Here is a 19,514-nt window from a genome sequence, read left to right on the forward strand (position 1 = left end):
AGAGCCGCCGGTACGGGCATTGCCGGCAGGATGACGGCACGGGCGGCGAGCCGTTCCAATCAACCCCGCACCCGGGAGAACCGGGGGTTCCCCACCATACCGGTCACGCCAGAAAAACCTGACGGACAGTGAAAAAGGCATGGGAAACCCATATCGCGGGTGCATCGCCGGTATCGACGGCGATGCCCGGAGAGATTTCTTGTCCGGCACCGGGCCGGACCGCCGGGAGACCCCAAGGTATACACCGCAGGAGGCACGGTTCTGCGGGAGGAGGGGAATCGGACGCATTACGGGCTCAGAGCGGGTGGTGCACCCCCCGGCCGACAGACGCACACCTGCCGGCCCGGCCGGACTCAACGAGGGGGTGGCGCGGCAGGTCTGCCGGTTCGTGGAGCCTGCCCGCCGTCCATCTCTCCTGCGCAAAGGATTAAATGCACCGGCTCAAGAGAGATCGCCGGACGGGCCATCCGAGGGCCGTCGGAGAACAGGAGGTACAGGGCCATGACTGGAAGAGAAGACGACCCCGCCGGCTTCGGAAGGCGGGGCACGGATGAGAGAGCAAGCGACCCGAACACCCGCGATATCCCGGCAGGCAGGCCGCCGCCGCTCGCCCGCGGGGGCAGCCACGATTTCCCGGGCCTCGCTGCGGACTTCAGGGTCGACATCCTCGACCACGAGAACGAGGTGATCGTGGTCGCCGAACTGCCGGGCGCGGAGAAGGACGCGATCGCGATCACCCTGCTCAACCCCCAGACCATACGGATAACGGCGAGGCGCGGCGGGCCGGCCGGGGAGGAGTCCGGCAACTACGCCATCCACGAGCGCGGGAACGGCATCCTGAGCCGGCTGATACGCCTGCCGGCGAGCGTGGTGAGCGAGGGGGCCGTGACCGGTTTCAAGAACGGCGTCCTTGAGGTGCGCCTCGCGAAGATGAGGCGCCGGTCGGAGCCCGGAGGACGGGAGATCCCAATCACGTGACGGGTCCCGGACCCGGCACGGGAGAGGAAGGTATCAGTACCGGGGGGAGCAGGTTGCCATCCGGGTCGTCACCACCTGCGGGTGGTAACAGATGACGCTGTCGCGGGCGGTGATCTTCCCGTTGACCACCTGGTCGACGACGGCGAGGTGATCCTGCACGCCCCTGGGGAGGAGGTAGTACTCCCGGACGAACTCCCGTCCCCGCGTCCCCATCTCTGCCGCCTTCTCAGGGTTCCGGAGGAGATGGAGGACCCGGTCCGCGGTCTCCTGGACCGTCGAGACCAGATAACCGTTCCAGCCGTCGCGGATCTGGAGCGGTATGCCGCCGACGTCCCCGGCGACGACGGGCTTTCCTTTCCAGAGCGCTTCCGTCACCGTCAGCCCGAACCCCTCTTTTATGGACTTCTGGATGATCACGTCCGAAGCCCGCTGAAGCGCGTTGATCTCCCGGTGGCTGTCGGGCGGGAGGTCGAGGACGTGGATATCGGGGTCGTCCTCGGCCGCCCCGCGGACCTCGCGCAGGACGAGGTAACACTCGGGGTCGTCGCAAGCCCGCCCGCCGACGAGGACGAGCTGGCAGGGGGTCTTCTGCCGGACCCTCCGGAACGCCTGGATAACCCCGACCGGGTCCTTGAAGACGTCGTAGCGGGAGACCTGGGTGACGATCGGCTTCTCCGGGTCGATGCCGTATTTGTTCAGGACGGCGTCGATCTCGCTCGCCGGGAGGTCGCGGTTCTTCTCGGACAAGGGGTCGATGAAGGGCGGGATGATGAAACTCGGGACGTTCCAGAGGGGGAGGTACTGGAAACTCGAGAAGATGCTTGCGTGGTACTTCTCGACCAGCCTTCGCAGGATGTTCCCGATGCTGCCCGCGGTCGCGGTGGGGACCGTCTCCAGCTGGACGTGGCACCGCCAGAGCAGCCGTTTTCGCTCGCGCTCCTTTGCGGTCAGGAACTCGACCAGGCCGAGCGGCTGGGGGTCGTGGACGGTCACGACGTCGCAATCGTCCTCGATCAGCCCCTCGTTCTGCCGCTGGGCCTCCCAGTAGGTCTCGACCATCTCGGATGAGAACCCGTCACGGCCCTGGAGGAAGTTGTGGAGGGTCTTTGTGACCTCAAAGAACGGGGGCCCGGCCTCCATGACGCTCCAGGTCGTCTCAAGACCGAGCGCGTTCAGGAACGGCACGTAGGAGATCAGGATCTCCGCCACGCCCCCCCCGTGGCGGGTCGAGTTGATCTCCTGCATCCGGACGCCCGATAGGCGGCCGGCCATCTCCTCGAGTGCCAGGAATTGCTCCGCTCCCATAATCTGTCGGTATTCCCTGAGCGAGGGCAGACCGGGGAGATCCGTCACGATCATAAGGGTCTCACTGCCCGTGATACGCCTTCGGCTGATAAAATGCCTTTCGGTGGGGAGCGTGCGGCCCCGGTAACCGGGTGCCGGCGGGATATGCTCCTAAAAGGGGTTACCCGCTTCGGATCTGCGGCGTATGACGGGTGCTGTCGTTCCCCGTACGGGAAGAGGCATCCCTGGGGAGGACTCTCTCCAGTGCCGTCTTTAACTCGGCAAGCGAGATGGGCTTCTCCAGGACACCGACGATATCGTTCGCATACCGGGAATACTCCTCCGGCCAGACGTGCTTTGCGGTAAAGAGCAGCACCGGGATATCCCTGAGCTCCTCGCTCCTCTTCAGTTCTTCAAGGAACTGCCAGCCGTCGATAGGCGACATCATCACATCCAGGATGATGAGCGCAGGTTTCTCTTTCTTGATCGCCCGGAGAGCGTCCCACCCGTTGTGGACCAGGAGCGGTTCGCGGTCGATCTTCTTGAGCAGCAGTTCCATTACTTCCAGCGTCGGCAGGTCGTCGTCGACGACCATGATCTTGTTTCCCACAGTTTATACCTCCCTTGGTATCCTGATGGTGAACGTGCTTCCCTCGCCCACCACACTCGTCACGGTAATCTCCCCGCCGTGCAAACGGGCATATTTGTTCGCGATCGAGAGTCCCAGCCCGATACGCCAGCCGTTGCGGTTCGGCTGCCCGGCGCCCCCGATAGAGAACGACCCGAAGATCGATGCGATGCGATCTGCGGGGATACCGATGCCATTATCGCACACCATGATATAATGGTTCTGGTTTGATTCCGCATAGCGGATCCATACTTTCCTTGGCGGGTCATTATACTTAACCGCATTCGATACCAGACATTCCACCGCCAGGCGCAGCCGGCCGCCATCCCCCCAGATGCAGGCGTTCTCGGGGATTTCATTGCTTATCTCAGTCTCGAGGCCGTATTCGCCGGAGGAGATGACGGAGTCGACGAGTTGACGGACGGATATATCCTGGACGGTCAGGTCGGCATCGTCCTTCGCGAGCAGGCTCAACTCGACCATCCTCTCCACCACCGCCCGCTCCTGCCTCGCACACGCAAGGCAGGTCGAAAGGAGTTTCTCCGTCTCTCCGTTGATGCCGGAGTAGGCGGGATCCTCCACGATCATCTGGAGGTAGCCGATGAGCGGCTGCAACGGTGTGCGCAGCTCGTGGGACAGGGTGGCGACGAGCCCCTTCCACTGGTCGATCTCCCAGGCCATCTGCCTGCAGGCGAGCCTCTGCCGCCGGATCTCGGTCGTGTCGCGCGCCGAGCCGGCGACCCCGATGAAGCTGCCGTCCGCCCCGTGGTAGGGAGCGATCATGACCGAGAAGATGTGAAGGGCGCCTCCGATCTCCAGGTCGAGATCGTAGCGGACGGTCTTCTGCTCGTCGACCACCTTCCGGACCCATGCAGCGTGCCGGGCCGCAAGGTCGCCGGGAAGAAGGGCTTCCGCACCCCGCCCGATCAGGTCGTCGGGTGAGATCCCGTAATCGGGAGCGCGCAGCCACGAGAAGTGGAGGATGCGGCCTTCAGCGTCCTGGACGAAGAAGATGTCGTTCGACTGCTGGATGAGCTGCAGCAGGCGTTCGTTCGACCTGACCAGGTCCGTGTTCCCGTCCCGGAGATTGCCTGCATCCACGATGGTGCATTCGTAGAGATTCTCCGGAACCAGCGCCCGGCCGGAGAGGAGGACTGCCCGGAGATCGCCGTTCTGCGCACGGAGCGTCGCCTCCATGCTTCCGATGTAACTCTCCCGCTTCATGCTCTCGACGAACCGCGTCCTGCCGCCCTCGTCCGCCCAGAGCCTCTCCGCCGGAACCCCGACAAGGTTCTGCGGGGCGTAGCCGAGGATCTCGGCGCACCGTGGGCTCGCACAGAGCAGCCGAAGGGTCTGCGGGTCGCAGAGAAACTTTGCGTCGTGGGTCTCTGCAAGGATCTCCCGGCATCGCGAGTCGACCAGGCCGCGGGTGCCCGGCGTAAAGAGGACCGTGGCCCCAAAGACCCAGAGGAAAAGCGTTGCGTGGAGCCCCGTCATCACCGGGTCGACGGCGAAGCCCAGGGTCGAGACGTAGGTCAGGATGAGCAGGAACCCGGCGACCAGGAGTGCGGTCACCCGGAACCCCTGGCGGGGGAACCAGATGGCGACAAGGAGGATGGGGATGCAGTAGGTGAGGGGGCAGATAAGGTGAACGTCAGCCGGTGCAGCTGCCGTCAGCATGAGCGAGACCGCCGAGAACGACACGATGACGATCATCCTGACAACGTCGGTCCCGGTAAAGAGATCCTCCCGGAAACAGCTCGCACGACACCGGTTTGGGGACATAGACGATACAGAGAGTTATCCGGTGGGCCTATATATGCTATTCGGAATTCTGCGACGCAAGATAGAGAATATTTCCAGAAACTCAACAAAAATAGCCCATGTCCGGGGGTTCGCGACAGATATTTTCCCCCGCCCCCGATGGGAGTCCGGAACCGCAGCAGACGCCCGTAGCGCCTCCGGGAGGAGAGCATATATTACGATCGCCGCATAACCCTGAAATATGCGCCCGTTTGTCTTCGTCAACATCGCCATGAGCGCGGACGGAAAGATCTCAACGAGGGAGCGGCGGCAGGTGCGAATATCCGGCAAGGAGGATTTCTCCCGGGTGGACCGGATCAAGGCGGAGAGCGACGCCATCATGGTCGGCATCGGGACCGTGCTCGCCGATAACCCCTCGCTCACCGTCAAGTCGCCGGACCTCAGGGCCGAACGGAGAGCGGCAGGCAGGGACGAGCATCCCATCAGAGTCGTGGTGGATAGCCGGGGAAGGATTCCTCTGGACTCGGATATCCTCCATAAGGGGACCGGGAGGCGGATCGTCGCCGTCTCAAAGCAGGCGCCGCCCGAGAAGCTCGAGGCCCTCGAAGAGTACGCGACGGTCATCGTCGCCGGCGAGGAGACCGTCGACCTCACGGCGCTCCTTGAGGAGTTGCACCGCCGGGGCGTCGGGCGCCTGATGGTCGAGGGAGGGGGAACCCTGATCGGTGCGCTCTTTGCCCGCGGGCTCGTCGACGAGCTCCAGACGTTCGTCGGCAACATCGTCATCGGCGGAGAGGACGCCCCCACGCCGGCCGACGGCCCCGGTCTCCTCCGGGAGGAGGATTTCCCGCGTCTCCGCCTCACCGAGGCCGTCCGCCTCGACGAGGGGCTCCTCATACGATGGGGCGTGGAGAAGAGATAGCCGGGGTAAACCCGGCAAATTACGACTTTTCTGAAAAATAGTGAAGTTACGGAACTTTCACAATTCGGTCTACAACCTTGTACGAACCTCCCGTGACGAAGGCAACGGTTATCTCAACGCGGTTCTCTCCTTTTGCGTTGTTGACGGTGAACTCTTCTCTGGTGATCGGCTGCATCGGGCTGGTGACAACCTCACCGTTTGCCTTGGTGACGCGCAGATCGATGCCCGTTACGTAACTCTGGCCGGCACCGCCAACGAAGGTGATGGTGAGATCGCTTGTAACCCTTGAGGGGTAGTTCTCGGTGATCTGGAACTCAACCTCTTTTCCCGGCGGCGCCGTCTGTGTCGGGCCGGGAGTCAGCGAGGCCGGCGTCGCGGGAACAGGCGTCGCCGTAACCGTCGGAGTCTGTGTCGCGGACGGGCCGGGCGTCTCGCTGGTGCCGGTACAGGCTGCACAGAGCGAACACGCAATCAGCAGCACGATGAGAGAAGACAGTAACCTGAAGTTCATAAACCTCCATGTACACGAAGATATTTTACCCTTTCGCCGTGTCCGCGAGATACCGGGAATGCAGCGATATAAATACCGGGTTCCGCCGCAGTATCGAGACCGGAACGAAAAGCCGGGTTAAACCAAGCGAATAAAAATCCGGGCCAGAAGATAGCAGGAAATAGAGCGGGGCAGAAGGCTTACAAATACACAATATTTATGACTGCGAGAAGGAAACTTCTATCTATACCCATAGAGGTACAAGCATGAATCTTAAACGACCCAACGCTAACGAAGCAACAGGAACGACCAACCGTTCCCGGGACGTCGTGCCCATGTCGGGCATCTGCACCCGCTGCGTGGACGGCTGCAAGGGGTCCTGTGAGATCTGGCTCTCTTCCTTCCGTGGCAGAGAAGTTCTCTACCCCGGCCCGTTCGGCGAGATCACCGCCGGAGCCGACAAGGACTACCCGATCGATTACTCGCACTTAAACATCCAGGGATACGCACAGGGCGCCAAGGGGCTGCCCGAGGGCGTCGAGGCAAACCCCGACACCGCGGTATTCTCCGAAGTGGATACCACGACCGAGTACGGATGGGACATCAAGGTCCCGTTGCGGGTCCCCATCTTCACCGGAGCGCTCGGCTCGACCGAGATCGCCCGGGCCAACTGGGAGCACTTCGCGATCGGAGCCGCCATAGCGGGGATCACCCTCGTCTGCGGTGAGAACGTCTGCGGCGTCGACCCGAAGCTGGAGCTCGACCACAACGGCAAGGTCAGCAAGTCCCCCGAGATGGACCGCCGGATCGAGACCTACCGGAGGTTCCATGACAGTTACGGCGAACTCCTGGTGCAGCTGAATGTGGAGGACACGCGGCTTGGAACCGCGGAGTATGTCTCCTCGAAGCACAACCTGGAGACCATCGAGCTGAAGTGGGGTCAGGGCGCAAAGTGCATCGGCGGCGAGATCAAGGTCAACACTCTCGACCGGGCAAACCAGCTCAAGAACCGTGGCTACATCGTCCTCCCGGACCCGAGATCCACCGAGGTCCAGGCAGCCTTCAAGGACGGTGCCATCAAGGAGTTCGAGCGGCACTCCCGCCTCGGCTTCGTCACCCGTGAAGGGTTCCTTGACGAAGTCGACCGGCTCCGCGACATCGGGTTCAAGCGGGTCACCCTCAAGACCGGCGCCTACTCGGCCGTCGAACTCGCGATGGCAATGCGCTACAGCGCCGAAGCCAAGATCGACCTCCTCACCATCGACGGCGCCCCCGGCGGCACGGGCATGAGCCCCTGGCCGATGATGAACGAGTGGGGTATCCCGACGTTCTACATCGAGTCCCTCGCCTACCAGTTCGCCGAGCGGCTGAAGGCACGGGGCATCCGCGTCCCGGACCTCGCGATCGCGGGCGGGTTCTCCGACGAGGCAAACGCCTTCAAGGCGATCGCCATGGGCAGCCCCTACGTCAAGGCCGTCTGCATGGGCCGCGGCCTGATGATCCCCGGCATGGTCGGGAAGAACATCCAGAAGTGGCTCGCAAACGGCGAACTCCCCAAGACCGTCTCGAAGTACGGCAGCAGCGTAGAGGAGATCTTCGTCTGCTACGAGGAGCTCAAGGAGAAGCACCAGGGCCGGATGAACGAGATCCCGCTCGGGGCGCTCGGTATCTACACCTACGCCCAGAAGTTCAGGACCGGGCTCCAGCAGGTCATGGCCGGGTCGCGGAACTTCAGCCTCAAGTCGGTCTCCCGGAGCGACCTGATGGCGCTGACCGAAGAGGCGGAAGCGGTCTCCGGCATCCCCTACGTCATGCGGGCCTACCGCGACGCTGCCGAGTCGATCCTCGACTCCTGAGCACCGGAGCGGTACCGGCAGGGGGAGACCCTCCACCTCCCCTCACGGCCGTATGCACCGGCCTGACGGGACGGATCGCAGGATAGGAGAAAGCGATCCGGAGTGGAGCGGATCCCCCGGGTCTCTCGTTTTTAAAATTATTTCGCATTCTCGATAATATTTAATGCGAAGAGCGCCATCAGGTGTGCCTGATATACCATGCAAACGGATACCAATCCGACGCTCCTCATCACCGGGGGGGCGGGATTCATCGGGTCACATCTTGCCGCAGAGCTGCTGCAGCACGGCTACCGGGTCCGCATCCTCGACAACCTGACGCCGCAGGTGCACGGTCCGGAGCGGCAGCGACCCGCCCACCTCGACCGGCGGGCTGAAGTCTTCGTCGGCGATATCCGGGACCCGCATCGGTTAGAGGAGGCTCTCGAGGGGGTCGACACGGTCCTCCACCTCGCGGCGGTCGTCGGTGAGCGTCCGAGCATGTACCGGATCGAGAAGTACATGAGCGTCAACACCACCGGGACCGCCGTCCTGCTGGAGGCGCTGCTGGAACATCCGGTCGAGCGGCTTATCGTCGCCTCGAGCGCCGCCGTCTACGGGGAGGGGCTCTACAACTCCTACAACGGTATTGTCCACCCGAAGGTCCGGCGTTCACCCGAACAGACAACAAGAGGGGACTGGGAGCCCCGGGGCCCGGACGGCGAGGTGCTCTATCCCCTCCCGACGCCGGAGACGAAGGAGGCGTCGCCGCGCTCGATCTACGCACTCTCCAAGCACGACCAGGAAGAGATGTGCAGGATGATCGGCGGGACCTACGGCATCCCGACGACAGTCCTCAGACTCTTCAACGTCTACGGCCCGTACCAGGGGTACGCCAACCCCTACTCAGGGATGCTGACCGAGTACGCGTCCCGCCTGCTCCAGGGCCTCCCGGTGCGGCTGCCCGAGGACGGCGGCCAGCAGCGCGATTTCGTGAGCGTCTACGACGCGGCGCGGGCCTTCCGCCTGGCCCTCGAGACCCCGGCCGCCGCCGGGAAGACGCTCAACATCGGGAGCGGCCGCTCCCACACGCTCCGGACCATCGCGGAACTGTTCGCGACGATGACCCGGCGCCAGCACCTCGCGCCCGAGGTCACGGGGACCGGCCGGGTCGGCGGCGTCCGCCACTGCATCGCGGATATCGGCAAGGCCCGCGAGGTGCTCGGCTACGCCCCGGAGGTCCCGCTCGAGGCGGGCCTGCTCGAACTCACCGCCTGGGTCGAGGCGGAGATCGCACGGCGGCAGAAGGTCCCTTCGCCGGTCAGCGCCACGGTGCCGTCAAGCCTCCGGGTATAAGGGCTGGCCGGGGCCCAACCTTTATTTCTCCCGGCACGCGTACATTCCCCTGCGCATGCCTCTCAACCTCCGGACCTGGGAAGTGCGGCTCGGGATCGTCCTGGTTGCCTCGTCGGCGGTCATCTACACCGTGAAGTACCTCGTGCTCGGCGATCCGGAGAACACCTACCACTACATCTTCAACGCGCTCGGCTTTCTGCCGATCAACGTCCTCCTGGTCACGCTGATCTTGAACCAGCTCCTGAGCGTCCGGGCAAAGCGCGAGAGGCTTGAGAAACTGAACATGGTGATCGGGACCTTCTTCTCGGAGGTCGGGACCGGGCTCCTCACCTTCGTCTCTGACCGGGACCCGGGCCTGTCCCGGCTCAGGGAGGAACTCGTCGTGACGGAGGCCTGGACGCCGGAGAAGTTTTCCGGGGCGCGCGACAGCCTCCGGGGCCACCGTTGCGGCGTCGCCGTCGAGGCCGCGGATCTGGAGGAGCTCTGCCGGTACCTCACGGAGCGGCGGGGCTTCCTGCTGCGGCTGCTCGAGAACCCTGTCCTCATGGAGCACGAGTCGTTCACCAACCTTCTGCGAGCGGTCTTCCACCTGACCGAGGAGCTCGAACGCCGGGGGGACTTTGCCGGGCTCCCGGAGAGCGATCTCCGGCACCTCGCCGGGGACGTCGAGCGGGTCTACGGCCTGCTCGTCAGGGAGTGGCTCGCCTACATGGAGTACCTCCAGCGTAACTACCCGTACCTCTTCTCGCTCGCGATACGGACGAACCCGTTCAACAAGACGGCGTCGCCGATCGTGCGCTGAACGACGGGCCGGAGGGTGCGATGGCCCGAAGGGCCGGAACATGAGCACCGCTAGGTGCGGGCCCGGAGTTCGAGCACCGTCAGGTGCGAGTTGCGGGTAACGACTGCCCCGGGGTGCATAACCTATTTACCCACAGGCGGGCTACGGCACGTCTGATAATCATGGGCGAATACTCCGTGCTGATCGGCGGGAAGGCCGGCGAAGGTATCAATACGGCAGGTCTCTCGATCGCCGCTCTCTTCTCCCGCCTCGGCTACCGCACCTACATGTACTTCGACTATCCCTCGCTCATCCGCGGCGGGCACAACTTCGCGATCATCCGGGCCTCGGCAAGAGCGATCGGGGCGCACCGCACCCCGGTCGATGTCCTCCTCGCCTTCGACCAGAACAGCATCGATAACCACCGGGAGCGAATCCACAGCGGCACGACCGTCATCTACGACGCCTCGCAGGTCGTCGAGGCCGAGGGCTACGGCCTCCCGCTCGACACCATCCTCAACGAGGAGAAAGCACCCCGGATCACCGGGAACTCCGCGATGCTCGGCGCGCTCGCCCGGGTCGCGGGGATCGGCCGGGAGGTCCTCGAGGACGTCCTCCGCGAAAGCGTCCCCGCAAAGCACCTGGATGCGAACCTCCGGGTCGCCGGGCGGGGCTACGACGGCGCGGATCGCGTCTTCTCCGTCGAACCCCTCGGCGGACCGGCGCTCCCGGTCCTGACGGGGAACGAGGTCACCGGGCTCGGCCTCGTCCACGGCGGGCTCGAATCCTACGTCGCCTACCCGATGACGCCGACCTCGAACGTCCTGCACTTCCTCGCCAACCACGCAGAAGGCCTCGCGATCAAGGTTCTCCACCCCGAAAACGAGATCAGCGTCATCCTGATGGCTCTCGGCCTCGCCTACGCCGGCGAGAAGGCGGCGGTCGGGACCTCGGGCGGCGGGTTCTGCCTGATGACGGAAGGCCTCTCCCTCGCCGGGATGGCGGAGATACCGGTGACGATCGTGATGGGCCAGCGGCCGGGGCCGAGCACCGGCCTCCCCACCTACACCTCCCAGGCCGACCTCCACTTCGTCCTGAACGCAGGGCAGGGGGAGTTCCCCCGGCTCGTCGTCGCTCCCGGCGACCTCGACGAGACGTATGCCTGGTCGGCGACGGCCCTGATGCTCTCCTGGAAGTACCAGGTCCCCTCGATCGTCCTGACCGACAAGACCCTCGCGGAAGGGGCCTTCTCCTTCGATATCGACGCAGTCGCCCCGCACCCCGACCAGGAGCCCGTGCTCTGGGACGGGACGGGCGAGTACCGGCGCTACGCCCGGACCGGGGGCGGCGTCTCGCCGCTTGCCTTCCCGGGGAGGGAAGGCGCCGTCGTCAAGGCGAACAGTTACGTCCACGACGAGGCCGGGTTCACCACGGAGGCGGTGGACGAGACCATACGGCTGCGCGAGAAGATGCTTGAGAAGGGCGAGAGCCTGAGCCGGGAGCTTGCCGGCTATCCCGTCGTGAGGTCCTACGGCGAGCGGAACGCCGGGGCGACGATCGTCTGCTGGGGCTCGGAGAAGTGGGCCTGCATCGAGGCGGCCGAGAAGCTCGGGGCGCGGGTCGTCCAGCCGCTCGTCCTCGCGCCGTTCCCGACCCGTGCCTTCAAGGAGGCGATGATCGGGGCAGGGAGGGTCGCCTGCGTCGAGAACAACGCCACCGGGCAGCTCGCCCGCCTCCTCCGGCAGCACGGCTTTGAACCGGGGAGATCGGTCCTGAAATACGACGGGCGGCCGTTCGCGGTCGACGAACTTGAGGCACGGCTCGCGGAGGTCTTCTCATGACCCCGACCCGGCCCCCCGGCCGGCCGGCCGGCGACCTCATCAGCCCGGCGCAGAACACCTGGTGTCCCGGTTGCGGAAACTTCTCGATCGAGCATATGATGAAGTCGGCGATCGCAGAACTCTCGGAGGAGGAGGGGATACCCCTTGAGAACTTCGTCATAGTCGGCGGGATCGGGTGCCACGGAAAACTGACCGACTATCTGAACGTCAACAGTTTCTACGGCATCCACGGCCGTTCGATCCCGGCGGCCACCGGGATATGCCTCGCCAACCCGGACCTCAAGATCATCTGCCACGTCGGGGACGGGGACATCTACGCCGAAGGCCTCGACCACCTCATCTTCGCGGCCAAGCGGAACAGCGACATCACGGTCGTCGTCCACGACAACCGGGTCTACGGGCTGACGACGGGGCAGTATACCCCAACATCCCCCACCGGCTTCAAGGGCCGCTCCACCCCCGGCGGGATCACGGAGCACCCGATCAACCCGCTCGAGTTGATGCTCGCCGCCGGGGCGACCCACATCGCCCGGGGCTACACGAAGAAGGTCCGGCACCTAAAAGACCTCTTCAAGGAGGCGATCATGCACCGGGGGTTCTCGTTCATCGACGTCCTCCAGATCTGCGCGACCTACTTCAACCTGACCGACTACTACAACGCTCACGCCTACGAGCTCGCGGAGGGCGAGGTCGATACGGGCAGGTTCGAGAGCGCTCTAGGAAAGATCCGGGAGTGGGACTACGACCGGGAGGCGCCGATCGCGCTCGGGACGTTCTACTCGGTCGAGAGGCCGACCTACGAGGAGAAGTTCCAGGCGCTCACGGCGGGGAGGCCGGACAGGAGGGCGCTTGTGAGGAAGGTGATCGAGGAGCGGCGGTGAGACCGGGCGGCGCCCTCATGATCCCGGGATCTCGCGGTGCTTGCGGAGGTACTCCCTGACCGCCACCGACGCAAGGGTTCCCCGGTCCAGCTGCCGGACGACCTCGTCAATTGCCGCCACCTGGAGCAGGATCGCGTCGCGGGCGTCGCCTTCCATCAATCCGGCGTATGCCGTGATCACCTGGAGGGGGTTGCGGATACGGTCGTTCAAGGTCGCGAGCTGCTCGATGTTCGTCTCAAGCTGCTGCAACACCTCTTTCTGCAGGCAGGAGGTGAGGGCGGTGCAACGCCCCCCGGAACCCCGGGCCCGCTCGCAGGCGACCAGGGTCTCTACTGCAGCGGCAAGGCTCTCCGGGCCAAAGGGGACCGCGAGGATCTCCTGCGGTGAGAGGGCCGCCTCCCCGCCCGCCGGAAGCGTATCGTGCGGATCTGCGGTCGCGAGGAGGATGGGGATCCCGAGCCCGTCCCGGATCGCAAGGGCCATCCAGAGGGGGCTCATCGGGCAGGGGAGGGAGGCATCGAGGACGACAACCCCGGGCCGTGACGCGGCTGCGGCTCTAAGGGCGTCCTCGCCCCGTACGGCAACGCCCACGACCGTATGCCCCCGCTCCTGCAACCAGGTGGAGAGCGTTCCCGCCGCGGAGTTGTCGGGCACTGCAAGGAGGACGTTGAGAGGGGTCAGGCTACCCACGATCCTTCCTCCCGTTCGCGGGATTGTCGGGAACGATGATCTCTACAACGGTTCCGGGATCTCCCCGTCGGAAGTCGATGGTCCCTCCGACCTGTGCCGCAAGGACCCGGACCAGTTGCAACCCCAGGGTTGCCGGCGGCTGATCGATGATTTCGGGAGACATGCCGACGCCGTCGTCACGGTAATCGATGGTGAGGCAACAGTCCGGCAGTAGGGCGATCCGGACTACGATCGCTCCCCTATCCCTGCCGGCAAACCCGTGCTTGAGGGAGTTGGAGATAAGTTCGTTGAGGATGAGACCGATCGGGATCGCCGTATCGCCGGAGACCGTAACCCCCCCTGCCGTCTCGACGGCGACGGAGACAGAGTCCTGCAGGTCATATGACAGGACCAGGTCACCTGCAAGCCTGCGGGTGTAAGCGCCGATATCGACGGCGGAAAACGACTCCGACCGGTAGAGGTCCTCGTGGACGAGCACGAGCGACTTCACCCGGTTCCCGCTCTCTCTGATGCACTCGCGTGCCGCGGCATTCTCGATCAGGCGGCCCTGCAGGGAGAGGAGGCTTGAGATCACCTGCATATTGTTCTTCACCCGGTGATGGACCTCCTTTAAGAGCGCCGTCTTCTCCTCGAGCGAGGCCTGCAGCCGGCGCTCGTACGCTCTCCGCTCCTCAAAGAGCCGGGCATTGACTATCGCAAGCGCGGCCTGATCGGCGATCCCTTTCAGGAGCGCGAGTTCCTCCGGGGAGAAACTGCGTGAGGCACCGGGCGCCACCAGGTTCAGACTGCCGATAAGGGTTCCCTCGTGGAAAATTGCAGCAGACACAAGCGTCCGGGGGAGATCTTCGAGGTGCCCTTCCCGGATCACCTCGCCCGTCCGGGAGACCAGGTCCCCGATGACAAAGACCGACCCCTGGTTCGAAAGTTCGCGCTCGTAAATCTCCAGGGGAACGCAGGGTACATAATCCCGTGCATCTTCCGGCACCCCGAACGACCGGGCCGGGACGAGCAGATCACGGCAGGTATCGCTGAGGAAGACGACCGCCGCCGGGGCCCGGAGCGCCCGGGCCGCCTCCTCGCAGAGCGCATCGAGTACGGCATCGAGCGCGATGCTGCCGCTCAGCCGCGACGCGATCCGCAGCAGTGTCCCGGTCCGCTCCATCTCCTCGTGAAGCGCCTGCTCCCGTGCTCTCTGCACCGTGGTGTCATGAATGATCCCGACGCTGTACCATTCGTCCCCGGTCCGGACCGCGGCTATCGAGAGATCTGCCGGGAATACGGAGCCCTGTTTCCGGGCGAACATAACGTCAGAGAACCGCAGGCGGAGGACCCGTCCAGACGCAGCCGCAACGGCTTGCCTGACACCCTCAACGTATGGATGGTAGAAGTACCCGGGCGGAAACAGGATGCTTACATCCCTGCCGACCATCTCTTTCGCAGGATACCCGAAGAGATCTCCGGCGGCACAGTTCCAGTAGGTGATACTGCCGAAATCGTCAATCACGACTATCGCGTCGGATGCGGCATCGGCCAGAAGAGCCAGTCTCTGGTCGTTCATGCGCCTGTTCCGAACTTCCCACCGTTTACGCTCCGTGATATCGTGGCCGACGACCTGGTATCCGCAGACCGCACCCCCTCCATTGAGGACCACCCGGCATACACTGCGGTACCAGCGTTCGGCGCTGCCCCCCCCACCGACCCTGAACTCATGGGTGACGACAGGATTTTCCGTGCCGGGCAGGTCAGCCGGGACGGAGAAGTTCTTCGCTATATCAGGCGGGAGGACCGAGAGCACCGGCATTCCCACCATCTCGTCGGGTCTTCTGGAGCAGAGGGAGCAGAACAGTCTGTTTGCGTACACTATCCTTCCATCAGGCGAGAGCCTGCAGAGGGGGTCGGTCAGGTCTTCGACGATGACGCGATAGGGGGAGCCGGCAGGATCCAGTTCCCCGGACCGGGAGATCGCGATCGAACCGAGGATACCTGCAGCCGCCCAGACCGCATCAATCTCGAACCGGTGCCACGCGCGCCCTTCGGGTCCGTACAGCACGAGGGCACCCTGGAACCCGGACCCGAAGAAGACGGGGACGGCCAGGGCCGGCGTAGAGAGACCCACGACCGGCCGCCCTGCCGCGAGCTCCTCTGCTGAGCCGGGCGGCAGAGCCCCGCAGGAGAGGGACCGTCCTTCACCGCGCGGTTGGCCTTCGCCGTCGACCCACTCGTAACGGACGCGCAGGCAGACCCCGCCCGTCTCCGGTATGCGGACGATCTCGGCAAAGCAGGCGCTACTCGCTCCTGCCGTCCTGCCAAGACGCCGGATAAAGGTCTGTATCCGGCCATCCTCCTCGCCGCCACAGGAAACGATCTCCGTCGCATCTGCAAGAAACTGCATGTACGCCCGGAGTCGGGGGGAGGTCCGCCTCCGCATGGTCCGAGTCATCATCTCCGGCTCACCCCAACGTCGGCTCAGGTCAGGGAACCCGGAACAGCCTCCGGCCCACCCGAAGACCGGCACTGCCCCATCTCCCTCAATCAAGCATCCCTGCATCTCAGTAGGTCGTCAAGGATTTTCTGGATATCGATCCAGATTATGAGATCTTTGTCTGCCTTCCTCTCCTTATCGAGGCTATCGCTGCCCTGCAGCTTGATGATCCCCTTCATGTAGGCCTCTCTGGAGATCGCCTCGTCCATCCGCTCGACATCGGCCTCCGTGACCTGGATGACGCTGTGGACGTCGTCGACGACGATCCCGACGTTCGACCCGCCGGAGGCCTCGGGGGCGAGCACGATGATCTTCTGGCTCTCGCCGGCCCCCTGCCCGGAGAGGCCCAGCATCTCCGAGAGGTTGACGATGTTCGTGATCTCGCCGCGGAGGTTCATGATCCCTTCCAGGTAGGGCGGCGCCCTCGGCAGCGGCGTGATCGGCATCATCTCGACGATCTCCCGCGCGAGGCCGATATCGAGGGCATAGAGGGAACCCCCGATCTGGAACTCAACAACACCCATGGTTGCCATTCGCGACACCTGCCCTAGAAGGAGAACCGCTGCATGGTCTCCTTGAGGTCGCGTGCCATGCTGTTGAGCTCGTGCGCGGCGCTGCCGATCTCCTCGGTCGAAGCACTCGCCTCCTCGGAGAGCGACGCCAGGTCCTCCACCTGCGCCTGAGTCTCCTTGGTCAGGCGGGCCCCCTCGTCCATCGCCTGCACGACGCGGTTCGCGACGTTCGCCTGGCCCTCGATCGCCCGGGCGATCTCACCCATGTCGCCGCTGATCGCCTCGGCTCCGGCGACGATCTTCTTCAATTCGGCGATGGTCTGGTTGACGCTCTCGACGCCGCTCTCGATCTCCGAGTAGACCTGCTCCATGTTCTTTGCGGTCTGGTTGCTGTTGTCGAGGATCGAGGTGATGAGGTCCTCGATGTTGTGGCTCGCCCGCTTGGACTCCCCGGCGAGGTTCCGGATCTCCCCGGCGACGACGGCAAACCCGCGGCCGTGCTCCCCGGCCCGGGCCGCCTCGATCGCGGCGTTCAGCGCAAGGAGGTTGGTCTGGTTGGCGATATCGTTGATGAGCTTCACGATCTTCCCTATCTCCGCCATCTGGCCGTTGAGCCGGACGATCTCGTCCATGCTCTGCCGCGAGATCTTCTCGACGACCGCCATCTTCTTCTTCGTGGCCTCACCGAGTTCCAGGCTCTCCCTCCCGTTCCGTGTCGCCTCGTTGGTCGCACCGAGCACCTCCTGCGCCGTCCCCGCGATCTCCTCGTTCGAGGCGGAGAGGTCGGCGATCTGGCCCTCGATATTCTCGATCTGTTCAAGGACCTTCTTTGAGAGGTCTGCGCACTTCTGGCTCGTCACCGCCACCTGTTCGGCTGCCTTCGCGATCTCGTCGGAACTCTTGCTCGTGTCCTGCGTGCTGCTCTCGAGCTGGATGATGGCGCCCTGCACCTTCTTGAAGGGGACGACGACGGTGTCCAGCGTCTCGTTGATTCCCTCCACAATATTGCGGTACTCCCCTTCGTGCTTCGCCGCATCGGCGCGTAAAGCCAGGTCGCCCTTCTTCGCCGCCCGGGTCAGGCGTTCCGTATCGGCGGTCAGGGCCTGGAGCGTATCAAGGGTCCGGACGAACGCCGGGACAAGCCGGTCCTGTTCGGAACGGCGGCCGACCTTCACCAGGGCAGCGTGGTCGGAGAGGTCGCCGTGGCTGATCCGCTCGACGATCTCGGCAATATGGTTGACCCGGTCCTGGACCGTGTTGACCGCGGTGGCGACCTCCGCGAAGATACCCTGGTATTGCCCGGCCATCCGGACCGTGTAATCGTTGACGGCCATCCGCTGCAGGATGCGGTCCGCCTCGGCAAGTCCGGCAAGGCCGTCGATGCACTGGTTCAGGCTCTCCCTGATCTTGTTGAAGTCGCCCCGGTAATCGGCCGTGATCTTTTCAGGGATCTCTCCGCGACCTATCCGGTTGATGTAATTCGCTGTCACTTCGATCGGATCAATGAAAGCATCGAGAGCTTCGTTCACGCCTTCGAGGATCGAGCGGTAGTCCCCCTGGTGCCTGGCGAGGTCAGCGCGGGCGTCAAGTTTTCCGGCGGCGGCGCCACGGGTCAGTCGCTCCGTATCGGCGATCACGAGCCCGATGGCCCCTTTCACCTTCTCCAGGCTCCCGGCGATCTTAGTGAAGTTTCTACGCAGGTCCTGAGTATACTCGTCAGCCTCGGCGACCGCGAGATTGAAGTTGAGGTCGCCGCGGGCAAGCAATTCCAGGTTTCCGGCGATACGATCCACCTCGCGTTCCATGTACTCCGAGACCCTGGCACGGTCAGTGATCTCCTCGATGATCTCGACCTGGCCCATCGGCTCGCCGTCCGCGTCCGTCACGTACGATATGTCGACCTGGTACCTGCCGCCGTTCATCTCGAAGAACGTCTGGCTCTCGCCCCGCCGCACGCAGGCGACGGCGCAGTCCTTGGTGTTGCAGATCCCCGTGTTCCAGGTGGCGCATGACTTGCCACGGACGTCCGCCCTCTTCCTGCCGATGAGGCTCTCCGCCGCTTCGTTGATGAACGTCCAGTTCATATCGAGGTCGGTAGCCGAGATCGGGAACGGCACCGCATCGAGGATCGACTCATACCAGGCTGCGACGTTTGCAGCCGCCTTCTTCTCGCGGGTGACGTCCACAAGTTCCATGTGCGCCCCCCTGACGCTGCCGGCGGCGTCAAACAGCGGTGCTGCCCACTCCTTGAGGATCAGGACGCCCTTCGGACACCTTATCTTCACCTCGGCGGAGGTGAGGCGTTTCTCGCGTATGGAGATGGCAACGCTCTCGCCTTTCAGTTCCAGAATCTCGAGGGCCTTGATGTTCAGGCGCAGGCCCTCTTCGCGGCTCCACCCGAAGAGTTCGAGCGCCGTGTTGTTGAGGTCGATGAAGTTGAGATCGCGGTCCACGGTGATCATGGGCAGGGGGTTCCTGTCGATCAAACCCCGGGTATCGGCAATCTTCGTGAGAACTTCCGCCAGCTCGCCGCCGGCAAGCCCGCCGGCAAGCATCCCGGGCTCAAACTCTCCACCGGCGGCGCTCTTGAGCAGGCGCATGAGGTCGGCGCTTATTCTCCATTCTTTGCCATAGTCGAGGGTATCGTTATCAGACAGTTCCGGCGTACTCTCCATCGTGATCATCCTTCTTGGGTTCTCCCCGGATCGATATGTCGCCCCGGGGCGGGCAGCATCTGTACGGGTCAGGAGTATCTCGTACGGGAGCGGAACGGCGATCTGCCTCAGAAGTAAGGATAGTCTATCCGACTCTGCTCTGCCGTCAGTGGGTATGGGTGAGTGCTGAGAGCCTGGCCTGCTTTGCATCGCTCATATGCATGCATATGTGTGTGCGTATGCTTATCGCAGATAGGCTTCATTTTATATATATGACTTGTGAATTGATACCCACCCGGAGTCGATCGGATCAGCTGAATATTCAGCCGGAATAGTGATATTTCAGATCCGGGACTCTGCGAATCGATCCCAACCCCGGGGGTCCCATACACCCCTATGGGAAACAGGAGAGAAAGGCT

16 protein-coding genes are annotated in these 19,514 nt (G+C 64.0%); 8 read left to right on the forward strand and 8 right to left on the reverse strand.

Annotated features, from left to right (window positions below):
* The first annotated feature begins 501 nt into the window (after window positions 1-501).
* Window positions 502-978 carry an Hsp20/alpha crystallin family protein gene (locus tag F8E02_RS00955; protein WP_317063564.1) on the forward strand — a complete coding sequence of 159 codons (477 nt, stop codon included), beginning with the start codon at window positions 502-504 and terminating at the stop codon, window positions 976-978.
* A gap of 33 nt (window positions 979-1,011) precedes the next feature.
* Here F8E02_RS00955 and F8E02_RS00960 read toward each other — a convergent pair whose 3' ends face one another.
* The 3 genes from F8E02_RS00960 to F8E02_RS00970 all read right to left on the reverse strand — a co-directional run bounded on the left by F8E02_RS00960 (window position 1,012) and on the right by F8E02_RS00970 (window position 4,606).
* Window positions 1,012-2,337 carry a glycosyltransferase gene (locus tag F8E02_RS00960; RefSeq protein WP_317063565.1) on the reverse strand — a complete coding sequence of 442 codons (1,326 nt, stop codon included), beginning with the start codon at window positions 2,335-2,337 and terminating at the stop codon, window positions 1,012-1,014.
* Between the two features lie 106 nt (window positions 2,338-2,443).
* Window positions 2,444-2,872, reverse strand: coding sequence for a response regulator (locus F8E02_RS00965; RefSeq protein WP_317063566.1), 429 nt, complete (start codon window positions 2,870-2,872; stop codon window positions 2,444-2,446).
* A 3-nt stretch (window positions 2,873-2,875) separates the two neighbouring features.
* Window positions 2,876-4,606, reverse strand: a complete 1,731-nt coding sequence (locus tag F8E02_RS00970) for a PAS domain-containing sensor histidine kinase (RefSeq protein ID WP_317063567.1) — start codon at window positions 4,604-4,606, stop codon at window positions 2,876-2,878.
* Here F8E02_RS00970 and F8E02_RS00975 point away from each other — a divergent pair.
* Together F8E02_RS00975 and F8E02_RS00980 are read left to right on the forward strand one after the other, a co-directional pair.
* Window positions 4,596-4,886 (forward strand): hypothetical protein, encoded by a 291-nt coding sequence (locus F8E02_RS00975; RefSeq protein ID WP_317063568.1) that lies wholly within the window; start codon window positions 4,596-4,598, stop codon window positions 4,884-4,886. The two genes, F8E02_RS00970 and F8E02_RS00975, sit on opposite strands and share 11 nt — an antisense overlap.
* Window positions 4,887-4,895: 9 nt before the next feature.
* On the forward strand, window positions 4,896-5,576 hold the full coding sequence (locus tag F8E02_RS00980; protein WP_317063569.1) for a 2,5-diamino-6-(ribosylamino)-4(3H)-pyrimidinone 5'-phosphate reductase: 681 nt from the start codon (window positions 4,896-4,898) through the stop codon (window positions 5,574-5,576).
* A 46-nt stretch (window positions 5,577-5,622) separates the two neighbouring features.
* Here F8E02_RS00980 and F8E02_RS00985 read toward each other — a convergent pair whose 3' ends face one another.
* Window positions 5,623-6,087: a hypothetical protein gene (locus tag F8E02_RS00985; RefSeq protein WP_317063570.1), complete on the reverse strand. Its 465-nt coding sequence runs from the start codon at window positions 6,085-6,087 to the stop codon at window positions 5,623-5,625.
* Between the two features lie 245 nt (window positions 6,088-6,332).
* Between F8E02_RS00985 and F8E02_RS00990 the strand changes: the two genes are divergently transcribed.
* The 5 genes from F8E02_RS00990 to F8E02_RS01010 all read left to right on the forward strand — a co-directional run bounded on the left by F8E02_RS00990 (window position 6,333) and on the right by F8E02_RS01010 (window position 12,757).
* On the forward strand, window positions 6,333-7,922 hold the full coding sequence (locus tag F8E02_RS00990; protein ID WP_317063571.1) for an FMN-binding glutamate synthase family protein: 1,590 nt from the start codon (window positions 6,333-6,335) through the stop codon (window positions 7,920-7,922).
* Window positions 7,923-8,120: 198 nt separating this feature from the next.
* Entirely contained in the window at window positions 8,121-9,254 is a 1,134-nt protein-coding gene (locus F8E02_RS00995; protein ID WP_317063572.1) for an NAD-dependent epimerase/dehydratase family protein, read from the forward strand.
* 55 nt (window positions 9,255-9,309) lie between these two features.
* Window positions 9,310-10,056 (forward strand): hypothetical protein, encoded by a 747-nt coding sequence (locus tag F8E02_RS01000; protein WP_317063573.1) that lies wholly within the window; start codon window positions 9,310-9,312, stop codon window positions 10,054-10,056.
* Between the two features lie 161 nt (window positions 10,057-10,217).
* Window positions 10,218-11,876, forward strand: a complete 1,659-nt coding sequence (locus tag F8E02_RS01005; RefSeq protein ID WP_317063574.1) for a 2-oxoacid:acceptor oxidoreductase subunit alpha — start codon at window positions 10,218-10,220, stop codon at window positions 11,874-11,876.
* The gene (locus F8E02_RS01010; RefSeq protein ID WP_317063575.1) at window positions 11,873-12,757 is read left to right on the forward strand and encodes a thiamine pyrophosphate-dependent enzyme; all 885 of its coding nucleotides are present in this window, start codon (window positions 11,873-11,875) and stop codon (window positions 12,755-12,757) included. The genes F8E02_RS01005 and F8E02_RS01010 overlap by 4 nt, the downstream gene beginning before the upstream one ends.
* A gap of 15 nt (window positions 12,758-12,772) precedes the next feature.
* On the opposite strand, the gene F8E02_RS01015 is transcribed toward F8E02_RS01010, so the two are convergent.
* The 4 genes from F8E02_RS01015 to F8E02_RS01030 all read right to left on the reverse strand — a co-directional run bounded on the left by F8E02_RS01015 (window position 12,773) and on the right by F8E02_RS01030 (window position 19,125).
* Window positions 12,773-13,447, reverse strand: coding sequence for an ANTAR domain-containing protein (locus F8E02_RS01015; protein ID WP_317063576.1), 675 nt, complete (start codon window positions 13,445-13,447; stop codon window positions 12,773-12,775).
* Window positions 13,440-15,890, reverse strand: coding sequence for a PAS domain-containing sensor histidine kinase (locus F8E02_RS01020; RefSeq protein WP_317063577.1), 2,451 nt, complete (start codon window positions 15,888-15,890; stop codon window positions 13,440-13,442). Before F8E02_RS01020 ends, F8E02_RS01015 begins: the two co-directional genes overlap by 8 nt.
* An 89-nt stretch (window positions 15,891-15,979) precedes the next feature.
* Window positions 15,980-16,462 carry a chemotaxis protein CheW gene (locus F8E02_RS01025; protein WP_317063578.1) on the reverse strand — a complete coding sequence of 161 codons (483 nt, stop codon included), beginning with the start codon at window positions 16,460-16,462 and terminating at the stop codon, window positions 15,980-15,982.
* A 14-nt stretch (window positions 16,463-16,476) separates the two neighbouring features.
* Window positions 16,477-19,125, reverse strand: a complete 2,649-nt coding sequence (locus tag F8E02_RS01030) for a methyl-accepting chemotaxis protein (protein ID WP_317063579.1) — start codon at window positions 19,123-19,125, stop codon at window positions 16,477-16,479.
* Window positions 19,126-19,514: the final 389 nt, after the last annotated feature.

It is taken from the genome of Methanoculleus caldifontis, from assembly GCF_032842345.1.
Lineage (GTDB): Archaea > Halobacteriota > Methanomicrobia > Methanomicrobiales > Methanoculleaceae > Methanoculleus > Methanoculleus caldifontis.